Genomic DNA, 18,160 nt, shown 5'->3' on the forward strand with positions numbered 1-18,160 from the left:
CAACGCCTGCCTGCCGCTAGGTTGGGTGGGTGAGCACCACCGAGCTACCGCGGTTGCGGTCGGGCACCGGTCGCTGGATCCTGCTGGCCACCATCCTCGGCTCGTCGGTCGCCTCGCTCGACGCGACGGTCGTGAACATCGCGCTGCCGCGGATCGGGGAATCGCTGGAGACCGATGTCGCAGGGTTGCAGTGGACGTTGAACGGCTACACCCTCACCCTCGCGTCGTTCATCCTGCTCGGCGGCTCGCTCGGCGACAAGCTCGGCCGCCGCAAAGTCTTCGTCTGGGGAACCGCGGCTTTCGCGGTCGCATCGGTGCTGTGCGGTGTCGCGACCTCCATCGAACTGCTGGTCGCGGCGCGGATCCTGCAGGGCGTCGCGGGCGCGCTGCTCACGCCGGGCAGTCTGGCGCTGATCTCATCGTCCATCGATCGCCGCGATCAAGGCGCCGCGATCGGCCTGTGGTCGGGCTTCGGCGGGGTGGCGGGCGCGCTGGGGCCGTTCCTCGGCGGCTGGCTCATCGAGCTCGCGGGTTGGCGGTCCATCTTCTTCCTGAACGTTCCGCTCACCCTCGTCGTCGTGCTGGTCGCGTTGCGGCACGTGCCAGAGAGCCGCGATCCCGACGCCGCCCCGGAACTGGACGTGCCCGGCGCGCTCGTGGTGGCGCTGGCTCTCGGTGCGTTGACTCTCGGACTGATCGACACCGTGCCCGTGCTCATCGGCGCCGGCGTCGTGCTGCTGCTGGCTTTCGTCGCGATCGAACTGCGCAGCGACCACCCGCTGGTGCCTCCGTCGCTGTTCGGCTCGCGGGTGTTCACCGCGGCGAATCTCGTGACGCTCGCGGTCTACGCCGCTCTCGGCGGCGTCTTCTTCTTGCTGGTGCTGGAACTGCAACTGGTCGCTGGGTACACGCCGCTGATGTCCGGCGTCGCGACGGTGCCGATCACGCTGATCATGCTGGCGCTGTCGGCTCCCGCCGGGCGCTGGGCGCAGCGGCACGGGCCGCGCATCCCGATGACCGCGGGACCGCTGCTGGCTGCGGCGGGGTTGGTGCTGTTGCTGCGGATCGGACCCGACACCACGTATTTCACCGATGTGCTGCCCGGTGTTCTCGTCTTCGGGCTCGGGCTCGCGGCGCTGGTCGCCCCGCTCACCGGCGCCGTGCTCGGCGCGGTGCCCGCGAGCGAGGCCGGCATCGCCTCCGGTGTGAACAACGCCGTCGCGCGCACCGCGCAACTGCTCGCGGTGGCGGCGCTGCCCGGACTCGCGGGCATCTCGGGTGCGCTGGGTGATCCGGCGGCTTTCGACGACGGTTTCGCCACCGCGATGTGGCTGTGCGCCGGGCTGCTGGTGATCGGCGCGGTGCTCGCCGCCGTGCTGCTGCGTCCGGTGCGGCACGCACCCACCCTCGACAGCGTCGATTGCATGCCGCAGTGCGCGGTCACGGGCCCCGCGGTGGCGCCGAGCGAAAAAATCAGCGGCCCGAACGCGTAGCTCGCGTCCGGGCCGCTCATCGCCGTGTCGCCGGCGCTCAGATCGGGAGGAACCCCGCGCCGACGCCGCCGCGCGCGTTGATGTCGGCCATGATCGCGCTCATGTTGGTCCCGACCTCGGGACCGAAGCACGCGATGGCCAGGTAGGCGTTCACCATGCCGACCAGCGTCGAACCGACGACGACCGGCGCGCCGGAGTCGCCTTCCACGACGCACATCTGGCTCCAGGTCTCGACGTTCGTCCGGAAGATGTCGCCCCAGGCGATACCGCAGGTGTTGCCGGTGGTGCGCCCTTCTTTGCAGACGATCTGCGGGAAGTTGGCCGGTCCGCCGAGATTGGTGATGGTCACGTTGCCGACCCGGTTCACCGGCGTGATCCTGCCCGGATCGAACTGGATGACGGCGTAGTCCAGATCGTGGTTGGAGTACACGAAACGGCCGATCACGCCCGAGCCGCGATCGGCTTCGGCGTAGACCTGCGCGCCGGGGTCGCCGCAGTGACCCGCGGTCAGGCCGACCAGACGTCCCGCGTTGTCGTGGCCGACCGTCGTGACCGTGCACTCGAACTGGTTGTCGATGATGATGCCGGATCCACCGCCCAACACCGGCGGGCCCGGGTCGGCGTTAGCGGCCCCTGTGCCCGTGCCGAGCAGCGCCGCGCCCAGGGCGACGGCGAAGGCGGCATTGGCCACCTTGGCGAGTTTGCTGAACATGTCCCTCCAGACGTCGGAAGCCCGCACGATATCAATCTGTCGCACCCATCGTGTCAGTAATCGGTCTCGGGCGCGTCACCACTACGGGGGTTGTCCCCACTGCCCTGCGCTTCAATCCACTTTCATACAACCGTGACCAAATGTATCTTATGCGCCCAATAGCGATTAGCTATCGCAATTGTGAAAAGCGGGTGACCGTTAGTGTCTCGGTGATAGTAAGGAGACGTCGCGTTGGTCTCCGGAAACAAATCTGATTTTCGATGAGAATTATCCGAAGTAATTCGCCGAATCGCCGGAAGCGATCGAGCATTCCCGCAGTTCGGCTGTAGCTTGTGCCAGAGCTCGACTGGTCACCTTTGGGGTCGTTCCCAATGTTCTGCGCCTCAACCATTGCTTTTCCGCGGCGGTGACAGACATCTATGACTGCGATCACAAGTGGATGGTGTGTTCTGCACTACTCCGTAGTAAGGTGCGTCAAGCAAACGAGTCGTCGGGGCAACCAACCGGCGTCGAGGAGGATCAGCCAGTGCAGTCGACCGAGAGTCCACCATCAGGGTCACGGTTCAGTGGTGCGGTCGATTGGACGAGATCTTATTGGCAAGATCATCCCAAGCGATCGCTGGAGACCTTCGGCAGGCAGATCACGATGGGCTTCGCCGCGGTCGCCGAACTGTTCGTCTCGATTTTCCGCAAGCGCTTCCCGTTCGGGGAGTTCGTCCGGCAGTGCGCCTTCATGGCCAGTGTCTCCGCGGCGCCGACCCTGCTGGTCGCCATCCCGATCGGCGTCATCGTCTCCATTCAGGTCGGCTCGGTCGCCGGACAGGTCGGCGCCACCTCGTTCATCGGCGCGGCCAACGGCCTCGGCATCATTCAGCAGGGCGCCCCGCTGGTCACCTCGCTGATGATCGCGGGCGCCGTCGGCTCCGCGGTCTGCGCCGATCTCGGTTCGCGCACCATTCGCGAGGAGATCGACGCCATGAAGGTGATGGGCGTCGATCCGATGCGCAGGCTGGTCGCTCCGCGCCTCGGCGCCGCGATGCTGGTCAGTGTGCTGCTGTGCGGCTTCGTCGTCTTCGTCGGCTTCCTGACCGGCTACATCTTCAATATCTTCGCGCAGAACGGTACGCCGGGTTCCTACGTCGGCACCTTCTCTTCGTTCGCGGTGACCACCGATCTGCTTGTCGCGCTGGCGAAATCGCTCATTTTCGGTCTGCTGGCGGCAATCATCGCGTGCGACACCGGATTGAACACCCGCGGTGGTCCCGGCGGTGTCGCGAACTCGGTGAATTCCGCGGTGGTGAGCTCCGCCATCATGCTGTTCGGGGTGAACCTCATCATCACCCAGGTTTACAACGCACTATTCCCGTCACAGGTGGTCTGAGCCGGTGTCATCAACCTATGTACCGCCGCTGTTGCGGCCGCTGCAAGCGTTCCGGAAATCCGCGCAGGCTCCGGTCGATTGGCTCGCCAGGCTCGGCCACCAGGTGTTCTTCCTGTTGCGCTCGATCGGCTCGATTCCGCTGGCGCTGCGGCACTACCCCAAGGAAGTGTGGCGCCTGCTCTCGGACGTCACCTGGGGCAACGGCAATCTCGTCGTCGGCGGCGGCACCATCGGCGTCGTCGTCATTCTGAGCGCGTTCGGCGGCATGACCGTCGGCATCCAGGGTTACAACTCGCTGAACCTGCTCGGCCTGAGTCCGATCACCGGTGCGATCTCGGCGTTCGCGACGACGCGCGAACTCGGCCCGCTGCTCGCGACGCTGGCCTTCGCCGCCCAGGCGGGGTGCCGGTTCACCGCGCAGCTCGGCGCCATGCGCATCTCCGAGGAGATCGACGCGCTCGAGTCCATCGCCATCCGGCCGCTGCCGTATCTGATCAGCACCAGGATGTTCGCGGCGATGGTCGCCATCATCCCGCTCTACTGCCTCGGCCTCACGATGGCCTACGTCTCCTGCTCGCTGACCGTGCAGCTGATCGGCGGCACCGCCACCGGCACCTACCAGCACTACTTCTATCAGTTCCTGGTCCCGACCGACGTCATCTACTCGCTGATCAAGGCGATCCTGTTCGTCGCGATCACCACGTTCATCCAGTGCTACTACGGCTTCTTCGCCTCCGGTGGCCCCGAGGGCGTCGGCGTGGCCGCGGGCCGCGCGATCAAGATGTGCATCATCGCGGTCGTTTTCGCGAACCTGTTCATGACATTGGCGATCTGGGGTGTCAACCCCGGCATCCGTATCTCGGGGTAGACACCACATGATCATTGATCCCAGTGGGCGCGGGCCCACGATGCGGCAGCTGCTCATCGCAGGCGTGTGCGGTCTGGTCGTGTTCGCGTTGGTGCTCAGTGTCCTGATGCTGCGCTACAAGGGGTACTTCCAGGAGAAGGTCAACGTCACCGCGAACCTGACCACCACCGGTGACGGTCTGCCCGAGCAGGCCGACGTCAAGTTCCGCGGCGTGCTCGTCGGCGCGGTGAAGACCGTCGACGTCGCGGCCAAGGGCGAGCTGCAGAAGGTCAGGATCGAGATGAAGCCGGAGTTCGCCGGTGACATCCCGGCCAACGTGACCGCTCGCGTGGTGCCGAGCAACCTGTTCGCCGTCACCTCCGTCGAACTCGTCTTCAACGGTCCCGCCGACCAGTACCTGCACGAAGGCTCGGTCATCGAGGAGGACCGCAGCAAAGGCACCATCGCGCTGCAGGACACGCTCACCACGGTCCGCAACATCCTCGACAAGATCGACCCTGTGCAGTTCGGCCGGGTGCTCGGCACCCTGTCCCAGGCGCTGGACGGCAGCGGCCGGATGCCCGGCTCCACCGTCGAGCGGCTGGACCGCTGGCTGCTCGCCGTCGACGAGTCGATTCCCGATCTCGGTGTGCTGCTCAGCGACTTCTCCGCGTCGTTCAACGCGCTCAACCAGTCCGCGCCCGAGCTGGTCGACGTGCTCGGCAGCTCGGTGCAGACCGCGCGCACCATCGCCGACCGGCGCAGCGAGCTGGTCTCGCTGATCACCGGCACCAGCGGAACCATCGACACGGTGAACGGGCTGTTCGCCCGTAACCCGAATGTGGGCATCGAGGTCACCGCGGGCACGAACGACATGTTCGGCGCGCTCGCCGCGGACCCGGACGCGATCACCAGGAGCCTGCTGAACCTCAGCGAGACCATGCGCCGGATGGACACCACCTTCAAGTGGGGTCCGCAGAAGCAGCAGGTCTGGGACGCGGGCATCACGCTCACCCCGTACCGGCCCTACACCGTGGCCGACTGCCCGCGCTACGGCGACATGGTCGGGCCGAGCTGCTACACCGCTCCCGCCGTCGCCGATGTCGGCGAGCTGCCGGAGCAGTTGAAGCCGCGCGCGCTGGCCTCGGCCGCCGGACTTCCTCCCGTGGTGCCGATGCCCGGTCTGCCGCTGATCCCCGGCGTCACCACCCCGGATCCGAACCGCGCCACGGCGGCCGCCCCGACCGGCGGCGCCCCCGCCCCGTTCGCGGGCACCCCGCTCGAGGGCCTGTTCCCGATGCTGCCGCCGGGCCTGCTCCCGCCGGCCCCGGCCCCCGCGGCTCCGGCCGCGGCGCCGGAGGGCGCCCCGTCGGCGGCGCCGATCTCCTACCGGGGTGACGCCGCGATCACCGCGCTGCTCGGCCGCCAGCCGACCACAGCCGAATACCTGCTGCTGAGCACGATCCTGAAGGGCGGAACCATGCAGGTGTCCGACAACGGTGCCGGCCGATGAGCATTCGCAAGCCGCTGATCGGATTCAGCATCTTCGCCATCGTGTCGATCCTGGTGACGGTGGTGGTGTGGAACACGCTGGCGCGCATCGTCAGCGGCGACACCTACACCTACTCCGCCACGTTCTCCGACGTGCTCGGCCTGCACGAGGGCGACGACGTCCGCATGGCGGGCGTCCGGGTGGGCAAGGTCGAGAAGATCGAGCTGGGCCGCGACGCGAACCTCAAGAAGTCGGTCGCCAAGGTCACCTTCGTGGTGCAGCGGGACCAGACGATCTACAACGACACCAAAGCGCTGGTCCGCTACCAGAACCTGATCGGTCAGCGGTACGTGGCGCTGGCTCCGGGCAAGGCGTCGAATCCGGCGCCGCTGAAGAACAACGGTTCCATCCCGATCGATCGCACCGAGCCGTCGTTCGACGTGTCGGGTCTGCTGAACGGGTTCCAGCCGCTGTTCCAGGTGTTGCAGCCCGAGCAGGTCAACCGGCTGTCGGAGACGTTCATCCAGGCACTGCAGGGTGACGGCGTCTCGCTGAGCGCGTTCATCGTCCAGGCCGCCCAGCTGGCCACCGACTTCCAGCGCAGGGACGCGATCCTGTCCGATGTGATCACCAACCTGTCGGGCGTGATGTCGGGGTTGGCGAAACGAGGTGATGAATTGGAGACCCTGGTGACCCAGACCCGGGCCTTGATCGGCGGGCTGTACGAACAAGGACAGTCGTTGCTCGCCTCCACCGAGCAGATCGCGAGCGCGACCACGTCGGTGGTCGGCATGCTCGACCGGATCCAGCCGAGCCTGCGCAACGCGCAGAACTCCACCAGCGCGGCGCTGACGCTGCTGCTGGACAACGGCGCCAAGCTCGATCAAGCCGCGATCGACCTGCCGAACGTCTTGTCGGCGGCGGGCAGGCACACCTCGGAGGGCGGTTACGCCAACGCCTACCTGTGCGGCCTGGACGTGTCGCTCTACGGCGTGCTGTTCCCCCGCGGTCTGTTCTCCCAGATCGGTGGCACCTCGCACTCGGCGGTGTGCCGCCCATGATGACGAAACTCAGGTCCAGGTTCGACAGCAACCGGTACTTCTGGTTGGGCATCATCGGCGGCGCCCTCATCGTGGTGCTGCTGCTGGTGTCCAGCGTCTACAAGCTGATCGGCGTCGGCGAGCAGTCGATCAAGGCCGAATTCGTGCAGGCCGCGGGCATCAGGGTCGGCGACAAGGTGAACATCGCCGGGGTGTCCTCCGGGCGGGTGGTCGGCGCCGAACTCGAGGGCAGTCACGTGCTGCTCACGCTGAGCGTCAGCGACGACGTGAAACTCGGCCCGGACGCGCGTGCGTCGATCAAGATGGCCACGCTGCTCGGCGCGCGGTACGTCGACCTCGAGCCGGGCGACGGCTCGGGGCTGAAGAGCAAGCGGATTCCGGTCTCCAACACCTCGGTGCCGTACAACCTGGCCGACGTGGTGCAGGTCGGCACCCCGAAGTTCGAAGCGCTCGACACCAAGAAGCTGGCCGACTCGCTGAACCTGATCAACGAGCAGATGAACGGCTCGCCCCAGCTCACCGCCCAGGCGCTGGACAGCGTCGGCGCGCTGGCCAAGGTGATCGACAGCCGCAAGGCAGAGGTCGACACCCTGCTGAAGGACCTCGACCGGGTCACCCAGATCCTCGGCGACAACCGCAACAGCATCCTGCTGGTGATCACCCAGGGCGAGGCCATCGCCAACCGGGTGATGGAGCGCCAAGCGCTGCTGCGCCAGCTGCTGGACAACGTCGCGACGCTGACCAAGCAGCTGGAGGCGATCGGCGCGGAGAACAACGATCAGCTCGGCCCGACCATCCAGCAGCTGAACACCATGGCCGAGGGCCTGCAGAAGAACAAGGACAACCTGGACCGGATGCTGTCGATCATGCCGCCGACCCTGCGCTACCTGGCGAACTCCTGGGGTGGCAGCGGTCCGTACGGCGATGTCGGCCTGCCGTGGCTGTTCCCGGACAACTGGTTGTGCTTCGCCCAAGTCATCGAGGGGTGCCAGGGATGAGATTCCGCACGGGCTTTCCGCTGGCGGCCGTCGCGAAGACGGTCCTGATCAGCGCCGCCGCACTGACGGTAGGCAGTTGCTCGCTGCTGCCGAGTTCGGTGAACGACGCGTTGGGCAACACCCTGCAGATCACCGCCGACTTCGACAACATCGCGGGCATCTACGAGGGCAACCCGATCACGGTGCTCGGGCTCGACGTGGGCAAGGTCGACAAGATCGTCCCGAAGGGCACGCTGGTCGAGGTGCACATGTCCATCGACAAGGACGTGAAGATCCCGAAAGACGCCATCGCCGCGATCGTCTCGCCGTCCATCGTGACCGACCGGCACGTCGAACTCACCCCGGTCTACACCGGGGGCGCGACCCTGTCCGACGGCGATCATCTGCCCAAGGCCCGCACCAAGACGCCGGTCGAGCTGGACACGATGATCAAGACCATCGACCAGTTCGCGGCCGCGTTGAAGCCGGAGCCGGGTCAGGAGGGCATCGGCCCGCTGTCGGGCCGGGTGCTCTACCCGATGCTCAACGGCAACGGCGAGAAGATCCGCGACACCCTCAACGCGCTGTCCAGCGCGCTGAAGGTCGGCGTCGACAACAAGGACGCGATCTCCAGCATCATCATCAAGCTGAACGACCTCACCACCATGCTGGCCGAGAACGACCAGTCGGTGCGCGATTTCAGCAACCGGGTGACCCAGATGACCGGCCTGCTCGCCGAACAGGCTCCCGGTTTGCAGGCCACACTGGATCAGCTGCTCGCCTTCCTGCGGAACACGAGCACCACGCTGACGCAGTACCAGGATCAGCTGTCCGGCACGATGTCCGGCCTGACCAACGTGACCCAGCAGTTGCGCGACAACGCCTACGGCCTCACCGAGGTCGCCGACCTCGCGCCGATGGTCATGCAGAACGTCGACAACATCATCGACCGCGAGCACGGGCACGTCCGGTTGCACGCGGTGATCGGCACCGCGCTGTCGGGTGAGATCGTCAGCCTGTTCTGCGAACGCATCCAGATGAAGGCCGATGGTTGCCGCACCGGAAACATGCAGGACTTCGGACCCGACTACGGGCTCACCGCCGCACTGCTCGGACTGACGAAATGACGTACCGAATGACGATCAAGGCACGCAGGGCGCTGGTCGCCGTCGCCGCGGTGGCCGGTGTGGCGGTCACCTCCGGCTGCGGGCTCACCGTGGAGAAGCTGCCGCTGCCGAAACCGGGCCAGGGCGGGGAGACCTACACCATCCACGCGGTCTTCGAGAACGCGCTGAACCTGCCCGACCAGGCGAAGGTGAAGATCGGCGGTTCGGATGTCGGGGTGGTCACCGACATCAAGACCAAGAACTTCCAGGCCATCGTCGACCTGACCATCCGCAAGGACATCGAGCTGCCCGAGGGCAGCACGGCGGAGCTGCGGCAGGCCACTCCCCTCGGTGACGTGTTCGTCGCGGTGTCCAAGCCGAAGACCGAGCCAGGGGCGGCGATGCTGCACGACGGCGACACCCTCACCATCGACAGCACCTCCGCGGGCGCGACCGTCGAGCAGTTGCTGATCTCGGTCTCCATGCTGTTCAACGGCGGCGGCATCGCCAGCCTCTCCAAGCTCGGCTCGGAGCTGGACTCCATCGTCGGCGGCCGGGGCGAGCAACTCGCTCACCTGATCACCGAGATGACCGGCGTTGTCGGCAGTCTGAACGCCAACTCCGCGCGGGTGGACAGCGTGCTCGGCGAGTTCAGCACGCTCGCGAACACCATCGAGGGCAGGCGGGCGGAACTCGGCGAGGTGGCCGACACGCTGCCGCAGATGATCGGCGCCATCGCCGAGAACAACCGGGCCCTGGGCGATCTGCTCACCAAGTTGTCCACCACCAGCGCCGCCCTGGGCGACTACGCGAACACCTCGACCGAGACCCTGAACGGACTGCTGGACAACACGCGTCAGCTGATGGACGCGATCGCCAAGACCGGTGACGGCTTCGGCGTCCTGCTGGACCGGCTGCGGGTGATCCGGCCGAAGGTGGACGCGACCTTCCGCGGCAGCAGCTTCGCGGTCTACGCGACCGCGACGAACCTGGACATCAGCGCGCTCACCGATCCGGAGCACGGCAAGATCCAGGACCTCAACGACCTGCAGGACTTCGCGGGCAGCCTGATCCAGGTGCTGCAACTGGTCCAGAGCCGAGTGGCGGGAGGACAGCGATGACCTCCGCGCGCAAGCTGTTCGGCAGCAAGATCTTCCTGTCGAACCTGGGTCTTGTGCTCGTGCTGCTGGTCGGCGCCGCGTACCTGATGATCAACGTTATGCGGGTGAACCCGCTGCGGTCCGACTACACGGTCACGGTGAATCTGGACCGCTCCGGTGGTCTGCAGCCCGGCAACGACGTGACGTTACGCGGCTGGCGCATCGGCAAGGTGACCTCGATCGAGCTGACCGATCGCGGCCAGTCCATCGCCGCCACCGCGCAGATCGAGTCGAAGTACAAGATCCCGGTGGACACCCAGATCGCGGTGCAGGCGCTGTCCGGTGCGGGTGAGCAGTACATCGACTTCCGGCCGAACGCCGAGCAGGGGCCGTATCTGGCCAACGGCGCGGTGATCAAGTTCGATCCGGACAAGATCCACACGCCCACGCCGGTGTGGTCGGTGCTGGACAACGCCAGCGCCCTGATCGCCCAGATCAACCCCGATCACTTCCAGGTCATCCTCAACGAGCTGGACATCGCGCTCAGCGGCGGCCCGGATCAGCTGCGCGGGCTGGTCAACGGCATCAGCTTGGCGATGGCGGGCCTGGACTCGCTGCTGCCGCAGACCACGAACCTGATCACCAACTTGCGCACCATCGCGAACACCACGTCCATGGCGCAACCGGATCTGGCCACGCTGACCCGCAACTCCGGCGTGCTGTTCGAGCAGTTCAACAACGCCAACGCGGAACTGCAACGAGTGCTCGAGCAGGCGCCGGGCCAGCTCACCAGCCTGGGTGCGGTGGTGGACAAGACGGCCGATCCGATCACCAGCCTGGCCACCAATTTCCAGGCGATCACGAAAGCGGCGCAGCTGCGGCTGCCCGCGCTGCGCGCGCTGTTCCCCTCGCTCGCGGTCGGTGGCGAAGCGCTCGGCGTTCCGGCGCACGACGGCGAGTTCCACGCGATGATCGACATCTGGCCGCGGCCGTTCTGCACCTACAACACCCCGAAGATCCGCAACGAGGTCGTGCAGGACGGCACGATCCCGAAGTGGAACTACTGTGAGAACCCGCCGCCGGGTCAGCAGATCCGCGGCGCCGCCAACGCTCCGCGGCCGGACGTGCCGAACAACGGCGCGCACATGCCGCCGGGTGTGGATCCGAACGAGCGGACGCTGCCTCCGGTGCGGTGAGACGTACCCGGCCCTGCGGTCATCCCGCCGGCCGGGCATACTCGCCGGTGGAACGCTCGAGGTTCGCTGTCGCGGACCACTGAAGCCAATCGGTGCGCACCGACGCGCGCCGGGAAAGTGCAGGTTTTATCGATGTCTACCGACGACGCCGAGACCGGCAAGGACGCCGAGACCACGGCCGCCGCCTCCGACCAGGACACCGACGCGGTGACCGGGAAGTCGCAGGACGCCGCTGGCGCGGCGACGCCCGACCTGTCCAAGGCGGAGAAGGCAGACAAGGCCGAGGCAGGCGCGAAGCAACAGACAGCGAAGGGCGAGTCCCGCAAGGACGCACCCGCGCGGCCCGCGAAGTCCACGTCGCTTCCGCTGGTGGCCGCGTTCGTGGCCGGCGTGCTCGCGGTCGCGGCGATCACCGCGGTGGTGGTCTTCTTCTTGCAGGGCAAGGACCGCGGCGACAAGCTCGACGCGATCCGCGACTCCACCAACGCCGCGTGCGAATTCGGCAAGGACGTCTCGGTCTACGACTACTCCAAGAACCTCGACGACTACTTCGCCACGGTGAAGGCGGGCTCCTCGGGCGAGTTCCTCAAGGAGTTCGACGACGCGACCAAGGCGCTCAAGGACGCCATGGTGCAGGCGCAGGTCAAGTCGTGGGTCGACGACGTGCAGTGCGGCTACCAGTCCGGTGACAAGACCTCGGCCAAGGTGCTGGTGACCCTCACGCAGTACCGGACCAACTTCACCCAGGCCAACCCCGAGCGGCAGTTCGTCGTGGTGATCGCCCAGCTGTCGAAGTCGGGCGACAAGTGGCTGGTCGAGAAGCTCGATTCGCCGATGCTGAAGGGCGCGGGCACCGGCCTGCCTGGCGCTCCCGCACCGGGCGGTGCTCCGGCGCCGGGCGGCACTCCGCAGCCCGCACCGTCTGGTCAGCCCGCACCGCAGCCGGGCAACTAGCCGAGCGCCTCCGGCGGTGGGCCGAGCCACCACCGCCGGAGGTCATTCGGGCAGCCTGCGGCGCTTCGCCGCGCGATCAGAACAGCGTCAAAGCCTGTGGCGCCGACGGCGCGGCCGCCTTCCCCGCGGCCTTGTCCTTCGGCGCTTCCGGCGCCGTCGGCGTTTCCTCCACAGTCACCGCGAGCATTTCCACGGTGTTCGCCTCGGCGACAGCCGCGGTGACCGCGGCCTGCCGAGCCGCTTCTCCGGCCAGCGCATCGGCCTGTTCGTTGAAGTAGTTGCCGACATGCCCGCGGACCCAGCGGAACCGGACCGGGCCCGGCCTGCTCGCGATGGCCTGATCGATCTGCCGGACGAGTTCGACGTTCTTCACCGCGCCACCGGTCGAGGTGCGCCAGCCGTTGAGTCGCCACCCCGACACCCACTCCGAGGCGCACTTGATGGCGTAGAGCGAATCGCTCTCGATGAGCAGGGGTTCGGATCCGGGATGGGCGACGATCGCTTCCAGCACCGCGCGCAACTCCGCGACCTGATTGGTTCCCGACGCGGCTCCCCCGCTCGCCGAAGAGCCCTGATGATTGACCCAAGCCCAGCCGATGGCGCCGCCGGGATTGCGGAGGCAGGATCCGTCGGTGCTCACGATGATCATGGCTGGCACCCTACGCAATCCGACCGACAAGATCGGTACCGTGGAATTCTTCTATCTCCCTTCGTAGCCGCGACTCCGTGCGCCGCAACGCCGATTTCACGGCGGCGTCCACCAAGCCGGCGCCCAGACGCCCGAGTGCCCCGCGAGGCGGACTGTACTCCGCCTCCGAGGTCAGCACCGAGCGTCCGTAACCGAGCGGGTCGAAGCGCAGCCGCAGCGTGCCGGAGAAACGCCCGCGCAGGGTGTACCCGATCACCGCGTTGGGGCGGTATTCGGTGATCTCACAGGTGGTGGTCGGTTGCCAGAGCGCGAGGCGGCTGCTGACGGCGAACACCGCGCCGAGCCCGCGGTCCCGGTCGCCGGTCGGTACGAAGTCCGCGATGCCGAACATCCAATCCGGTACGAAGAGATGGTTGTCGGTGTAGTTGAAAGCGACCTCGACAGGCGCTCCGACGTCACTCGCGTACTTGATGTGGCCCATAGGCCCTCCCTGTCCCACGACTGGCGTCAAAAGTACTACAGCTGTCCTCTTTATTCGAGAGCTCTGGGCGATTTGGTGCATGCAATCGCAAGATTGCGACCGAGTGGTTGCTTGGGAGAACCGGCCTCGCACGCCTGTTCAGAGCTGATCGACGATGTGCTCCGCGATCGGCATGGCCGAGGTCGCCGCAGGTGAGGGGGCATTGAGCAGATGCACCGAGCGCTCGGTGCGTTCGATCAGGAAATCGTGCGCCAAGGTGCCGTCGCGCAAGACCGCCTGTGCGCGAATTCCGGCTTCCCGGGGAAGCAGATCGGCGAGGGTCAGCTCCGGGCAGTAGCGGCGGCACTGTGCCAGGTATCCCCGCTTGAACAGCGAATTGCGCAGCTCACGCAGTCCGGTGCGCACATTCGCCTTGGCGACGCGGTGGAAGCCGCTGAAGCCGAGCACTTCTCGTGCGTCGCGCAAGTCGACGCTGCCTTTGCGGTAGCCCTCCCTGGACAGGCCGAGCACCGCGTTCGGGCCGACGGTGAGCGTTCCGTCGATGGTCGGGCTCAGATGCACGCCGAGGAAAGGTAATTCGGGATCGGGAATCGGATATATCAACGTGCTGACCAGGCCGTTGCGCTCCTGCGGCAGCTGATAGTACTCCCCGCGGAAGGGAACGATGCGAAAGTTGGTGCGCAGTCCGGCCGCCCGTGCCATCCGGTCGGCTTGCAGCCCCGCGCAGACCACCAGGCGACGCGCCGTCCACGAGCCGGCCGGTCCGGCGGCGGTCACGGCGTCCGATGTCTCGGTGAGCGTCGCGACCTCGGCGCCGAACACGAATTCGCCTCCGGCGCTGCGCACTTCCCCGGCCAGCGCTTCGGTCACCGCGGTGAAGTCGACGATACCGGTGTCCGGGACGAAGAGCGCGCCGACACCGGTGACGTTCGGTTCTCGCCGCGCGAGTTCGGCGGCGTCGATCAGCTCGACATCCACCCCGTTGACGACGGATCGCTCGTGCAGTGCGAGCATGCGCGTGTACTCGGCGTCGTCTGTGGCGACCAGCAACTTGCCGCAGACCCGGTGTGGAATATCGTGTGCCGCCGCGAACTCCTTGGTCCAGCGCGCACCACGGCGGCACAGCCTGGCTTTCAGGCTGTCCGGCGGGTAGTAGATGCCGGAGTGGATGACGCCGCTGTTGTGCCCGGTTTGATGGACGGCAAGGCGCTCTGCTTTCTCCAGCAGCACCAGGCTGGCACCGGGATGGCGCGCCAGGATCCGGTGCGCGGTCGCCACTCCGACGATGCCGCCGCCGATGACGCAGAAGTCGTAGGCGCTCATGCCGAGCAGGGTAAGCGGTGGGTCACACCACGGTGGAATCCGCCGCACCGCGCGCGGGCGCGCGCTCGTCGGTTCCCTTCGGGGCGGGGTGACGATCCAGCTGAACGCCGTGCTCGCCCAGACTCGGGTCGGAGAACGCCACTCGCACTTCGCCCCGCTGGGTATCGAGATCGGTGCGCATCGTGGTCACGTTGCCCGCATTCGGCTCCGGCCTGGAATCGGAGTGCAGCAGACCCGTGAGCATGGTCAAGGCATTCGTGTCCACGGTGACCGAGACCGTGTCGGCCTCGCCCTCCGCGACTCGCGCCCCGACGTAGGCGTCGCCGATCCGGACCGTACCGCCCACCGGGGTGCGGGCAGGAGGTGTGGTAAGCGAAGCAGCTTGCTGCTCAACCTGTTCCGGCTCGGCGACATGGGACTCGGAAACCGTTGCGGACAAGACGAAACTGTTGCCGGTCAGCACGGGATCGAAGTCCCTGCCGTGTCCGTGGCGGGGCTCATCCGGGGCGGCCGGGGTGACCGGCGCGGCGATCGGAGTATCGGGGCGCTGCGTATCGGCGATCTGGTGGACGATGTACGCGCCCGCCGCGACGGTCAGGCTCAGGCTGGCCGCACCGGCGAGCACGACGGCGGCATGCCGTGCGACCTGGGCAGGCCGGTGTGCTGTCACGATGCGCTCCTTTCCCTGCGACGCCGCTCCCCACAGGCGACCAGCACCGTGGAAAGCTGTACGCGCGACCAGATTACCTGTGCGGTCGTGGGGCATACCGCATCGGAGAGAGCAGGATCACAAAGGGCGCGGGCGGGGGCACGAGCCGACGCGCCCCGGTCTGTCTTGCGCGGATGTTTCCGGGAGCGCACGGGCGGGTAAATATCGGATAGCTGGCGAGCGCCATTCTCGACTGCCACCTCGAGACACCCGGCCAACGGCGTCCGGCCGTCGACATGAACACGGCGCACCCAAGTGTGGCGCTCGCCCGCTCCCGCATCATCGTCGATCGGGTCGGGTGTGGGCGGGTCAGGTGAACTGGCCCGCCGTCCTTCCCTCGCCCGACGGACCCGCGAAAGCCTGTGCGATGGTGAGCCATTCCGCGGCGTCCTCGCCGTACGCGACGAGTGCCAGGTCGTCCGGATGGCGGCGCTGGGTCACCAGCAGGCAGAAGTCGAGCGCCGGTCCGGTCACCCGCTGTTCGGCGTCCTCCGGTCCCCAGGACCAGATGGTGCGATCCGGCGCGGTGAGCTCCACCCGGAAATCCGCTGCGGGCGGGTTCTTTCCGTGCACGGTGTAGGCGAAGTTCCTGGTGCGCACGCCGATATGGGCCACGGTGCGCAGTCGCGCCGTGGGCGAGCGGCGCACCCCGATCGCATCGGCCACGTCCTGTCCGTGCGCCCAGGTCTCCATGATGCGGGCGGAGATCATCGACGCGGCGCTCATGGGCGGGCCGAACCACGGCAGTTTGGCGCCGGCGGGCACGGCGCGCAGCGCGGCGGCGAGCGAGGCGCGCCCACGCCGCCAGCGGTCGAGCAGCTCGGCGGGCGGTTCGGTCGCGGCCTTCTCCGCGGCCTCGTCGACGAAGGTGAGCGCGCGCGGCCCGGCCTCGGTCAGCAACTGCTGGAAGCGGGCTGCGTCCGCGGTGGCGATCGTCGCGATCTCGTCGGTCCAGGCCAGGTGCCCGATCTGATGAGCGATGGTCCAGCCGGGCGCGGGTGTGGCGCGGGCCCATTCCTCGGGCGCCAGCGGGGCGACGAGTCGTTCCAGATCCGCGCATTCGTCGGCGAAATCGCCGAGCAAAGCCTCTAGGTCAGCCATCTGTGCCCCTGCCGTCCGGGCCCACCGCCTCGTGCGCCACCGTGGTCCAGCATCGCAGCGAGCCCAAAAAAAGGCAAGCATGCTTGTTTTATCTCGGGGACGACGGGCCCGTTACCAGCCGAAAAGGAGCAGGTGGGCGGCTCCGACGACGAGGCCGAGCACCGCGCCGTGCAGATACAGCAGCCAGGCGTCCTGCTCGACGGACGCGTAGAACATCTCCATGAACTCCCCCGGAGTGAGCCGCCGCAGCTTACGCGCGGCGAACTCATCGATGGTCTTGGCCTGCTCCCGGGTGAACTCTTCGTCCTCGACGAGGGTCGGCGCCAAGCCGACGGCGGCGCCCGCCGCGCCGACGGTGAGGTTGTCGAACTGACGACGCCCCAGCGCCGCCCGCACCAGTGTGGTGGTCGGCCCGAGCTGACGGTTGATCTCGTCGGCGATCAAGCGTTCCAGCAACTGCCTGGTCTTGTCCCCGTTCGGGCCGTCGAGCAGCTCCTTGGACAGATTCGGCAGCGTCAGCACCTGGTAGGCCAGGATGTGCGCCAGATCGGTCGCCGCCTGCGGCTGCCGTTTCGCCAGCAGCGCTTGCTTCCACAGGTACTTGTACCTCGGTTGCGGGTCGCCCGGCTCGAACACCATCTTCACCGCGATGACGTTCACGATCACGCCGATCGCCGCCGAGACGAGCAGGACGATCACCCACCCGGGTACCCAGCCGAGCACCGGAATCTGCTGGTGCACATGCAGGTACAGAGCCAGCAGCACGCCGAAGGGCGCGCCGAGCAAGCCGATGCGCACCATGAAGCGCAGTTCGGGCGCCGCGATGGTGGTGGTCAGGTCCTTGAGGATGGCCGGGTTGTCCTGCAGATAGCGGATCACGAAGCCCTTGATGCCGATCAACTGGTCGACGTTGTCGCCGAGCGACGCGAACGCGCGGCGCGACAGCGCGGGCAGTTCCCGATCCACCCGCTGGTAGATCAATTGCTTGGCCGCGCGCGGCACCGTACGCCACAGGTCGGGGTTCTCCCGGTACATCAGCTCGTCCACCAGTGGGCGCACCTGCTCGCGCGCCAGCACCGCGATGTAGTCGGCGATGCCGTCGAGATCGAGTTCGTGGATGAAGTCCTTGGGACTGCCGATCCGCATCAGGGCCTTGTCCACGCAGATGCTGGCCATCTTCTCCGCGCGCGCCGGGATGAAGCCCTGAAATCCGAGGCGGCGGCCGTCACCGGAGAAGGTCGGCAGCACTTGCACCCGGCGCGGGAAATACGGGTAGAGCACGTGCAGACCGGGGATGCGGATGCCGCGAAAGACGATCGGCCAGAACAGCATCAGCACGCCGGTCCAGTTGGTCAGCCATCCCGCCAGCGCGCTGAAGATCGGGAACGTGATCAGGTCGACCACGAACTTCGGCTGCCCGGTCAGGCTTTCCCAGTCGATGAACACGCCAGCGGCGAGCGACGACATCGATGGGACTCCCTAAGCCGATCCGGCGGTACCGCCGGTATGAGATACCAAGGTCACAACGTTCTCATTGCCTTGGACGGGGTGTCAACGCGAAGCCGGCCGCGACTTCGC

The 18,160-nt window shown here is 67.1% G+C and carries 17 protein-coding genes; 10 read left to right on the plus strand and 7 right to left on the minus strand.

All coding sequences use genetic code 11. The annotated features are described in order from the left end of the window. The first annotated feature begins 29 nt into the window (after positions 1 to 29). Complete coding sequence (locus ACWDMM_RS20755) at positions 30 to 1,493, plus strand: MFS transporter (protein ID WP_357207511.1); 1,464 nt, start codon at positions 30 to 32, stop codon at positions 1,491 to 1,493. Between the two features lie 37 nt (positions 1,494 to 1,530). Here the strand turns inward: ACWDMM_RS20755 and ACWDMM_RS20760 are convergent, their stop codons facing one another. Continuing rightward, entirely contained in the window at positions 1,531 to 2,205 is a 675-nt protein-coding gene (locus ACWDMM_RS20760) for a S1 family peptidase (protein WP_195079543.1), read from the minus strand. Between the two features lie 526 nt (positions 2,206 to 2,731). On the opposite strand from ACWDMM_RS20760, the gene ACWDMM_RS20765 reads away from it, so the two are divergent. The 9 genes from ACWDMM_RS20765 (at position 2,732) to ACWDMM_RS20805 (ending at position 12,319) form a co-directional block, all read left to right on the plus strand. Further along, positions 2,732 to 3,586, plus strand: coding sequence for an MlaE family ABC transporter permease (locus ACWDMM_RS20765; RefSeq protein WP_195079542.1), 855 nt, complete (start codon positions 2,732 to 2,734; stop codon positions 3,584 to 3,586). 4 nt (positions 3,587 to 3,590) lie between these two features. Next, positions 3,591 to 4,454, plus strand: coding sequence for an ABC transporter permease (locus ACWDMM_RS20770; protein WP_195079541.1), 864 nt, complete (start codon positions 3,591 to 3,593; stop codon positions 4,452 to 4,454). 7 nt (positions 4,455 to 4,461) lie between these two features. Further along, the gene (locus ACWDMM_RS20775; RefSeq protein ID WP_195079540.1) at positions 4,462 to 5,946 is read left to right on the plus strand and encodes an MCE family protein; all 1,485 of its coding nucleotides are present in this window, start codon (positions 4,462 to 4,464) and stop codon (positions 5,944 to 5,946) included. Continuing rightward, a complete protein-coding gene (locus ACWDMM_RS20780; RefSeq protein ID WP_195079539.1) occupies positions 5,943 to 6,986 on the plus strand; it encodes an MCE family protein in 1,044 nt (347 codons plus the stop codon). The genes ACWDMM_RS20775 and ACWDMM_RS20780 overlap by 4 nt, the downstream gene beginning before the upstream one ends. Continuing rightward, positions 6,986 to 7,984: an MCE family protein gene (locus ACWDMM_RS20785; RefSeq protein ID WP_195079538.1), complete on the plus strand. Its 999-nt coding sequence runs from the start codon at positions 6,986 to 6,988 to the stop codon at positions 7,982 to 7,984. The genes ACWDMM_RS20780 and ACWDMM_RS20785 overlap by 1 nt, the downstream gene beginning before the upstream one ends. Then, positions 7,981 to 9,090, plus strand: coding sequence for an MlaD family protein (locus ACWDMM_RS20790; protein WP_357106807.1), 1,110 nt, complete (start codon positions 7,981 to 7,983; stop codon positions 9,088 to 9,090). The genes ACWDMM_RS20785 and ACWDMM_RS20790 overlap by 4 nt, the downstream gene beginning before the upstream one ends. Before the next feature lie 8 nt (positions 9,091 to 9,098). After that, positions 9,099 to 10,190: an MCE family protein gene (locus ACWDMM_RS20795; RefSeq protein WP_357106804.1), complete on the plus strand. Its 1,092-nt coding sequence runs from the start codon at positions 9,099 to 9,101 to the stop codon at positions 10,188 to 10,190. Next, positions 10,187 to 11,365, plus strand: a complete 1,179-nt coding sequence (locus tag ACWDMM_RS20800) for an MlaD family protein (RefSeq protein WP_449938932.1) — start codon at positions 10,187 to 10,189, stop codon at positions 11,363 to 11,365. Before ACWDMM_RS20795 ends, ACWDMM_RS20800 begins: the two co-directional genes overlap by 4 nt. Before the next feature lie 132 nt (positions 11,366 to 11,497). Beyond that, entirely contained in the window at positions 11,498 to 12,319 is an 822-nt protein-coding gene (locus ACWDMM_RS20805) for a hypothetical protein (protein ID WP_195079534.1), read from the plus strand. A 76-nt stretch (positions 12,320 to 12,395) separates the two neighbouring features. Here ACWDMM_RS20805 and ACWDMM_RS20810 read toward each other — a convergent pair whose 3' ends face one another. From ACWDMM_RS20810 to ACWDMM_RS20835, 6 genes are all read right to left on the minus strand, one after another. Then, positions 12,396 to 12,968 (minus strand): ribonuclease H family protein, encoded by a 573-nt coding sequence (locus ACWDMM_RS20810; RefSeq protein WP_195079533.1) that lies wholly within the window; start codon positions 12,966 to 12,968, stop codon positions 12,396 to 12,398. Positions 12,969 to 12,978: 10 nt separating this feature from the next. Then, positions 12,979 to 13,449 (minus strand): SRPBCC family protein, encoded by a 471-nt coding sequence (locus tag ACWDMM_RS20815; protein WP_195079532.1) that lies wholly within the window; start codon positions 13,447 to 13,449, stop codon positions 12,979 to 12,981. Between the two features lie 138 nt (positions 13,450 to 13,587). Beyond that, entirely contained in the window at positions 13,588 to 14,772 is a 1,185-nt protein-coding gene (gene lhgO, locus ACWDMM_RS20820) for an L-2-hydroxyglutarate oxidase (protein WP_449938938.1), read from the minus strand. 22 nt (positions 14,773 to 14,794) lie between these two features. Next, positions 14,795 to 15,442: a hypothetical protein gene (locus ACWDMM_RS20825; RefSeq protein ID WP_195079530.1), complete on the minus strand. Its 648-nt coding sequence runs from the start codon at positions 15,440 to 15,442 to the stop codon at positions 14,795 to 14,797. A 348-nt stretch (positions 15,443 to 15,790) separates the two neighbouring features. Further along, positions 15,791 to 16,582: a TIGR03084 family metal-binding protein gene (locus ACWDMM_RS20830; RefSeq protein ID WP_195079529.1), complete on the minus strand. Its 792-nt coding sequence runs from the start codon at positions 16,580 to 16,582 to the stop codon at positions 15,791 to 15,793. 111 nt (positions 16,583 to 16,693) lie between these two features. Beyond that, complete coding sequence (locus ACWDMM_RS20835) at positions 16,694 to 18,049, minus strand: hypothetical protein (RefSeq protein ID WP_195079528.1); 1,356 nt, start codon at positions 18,047 to 18,049, stop codon at positions 16,694 to 16,696. Positions 18,050 to 18,160: the final 111 nt, after the last annotated feature.

The organism is Nocardia sp. NPDC003726 (assembly GCF_053586955.1).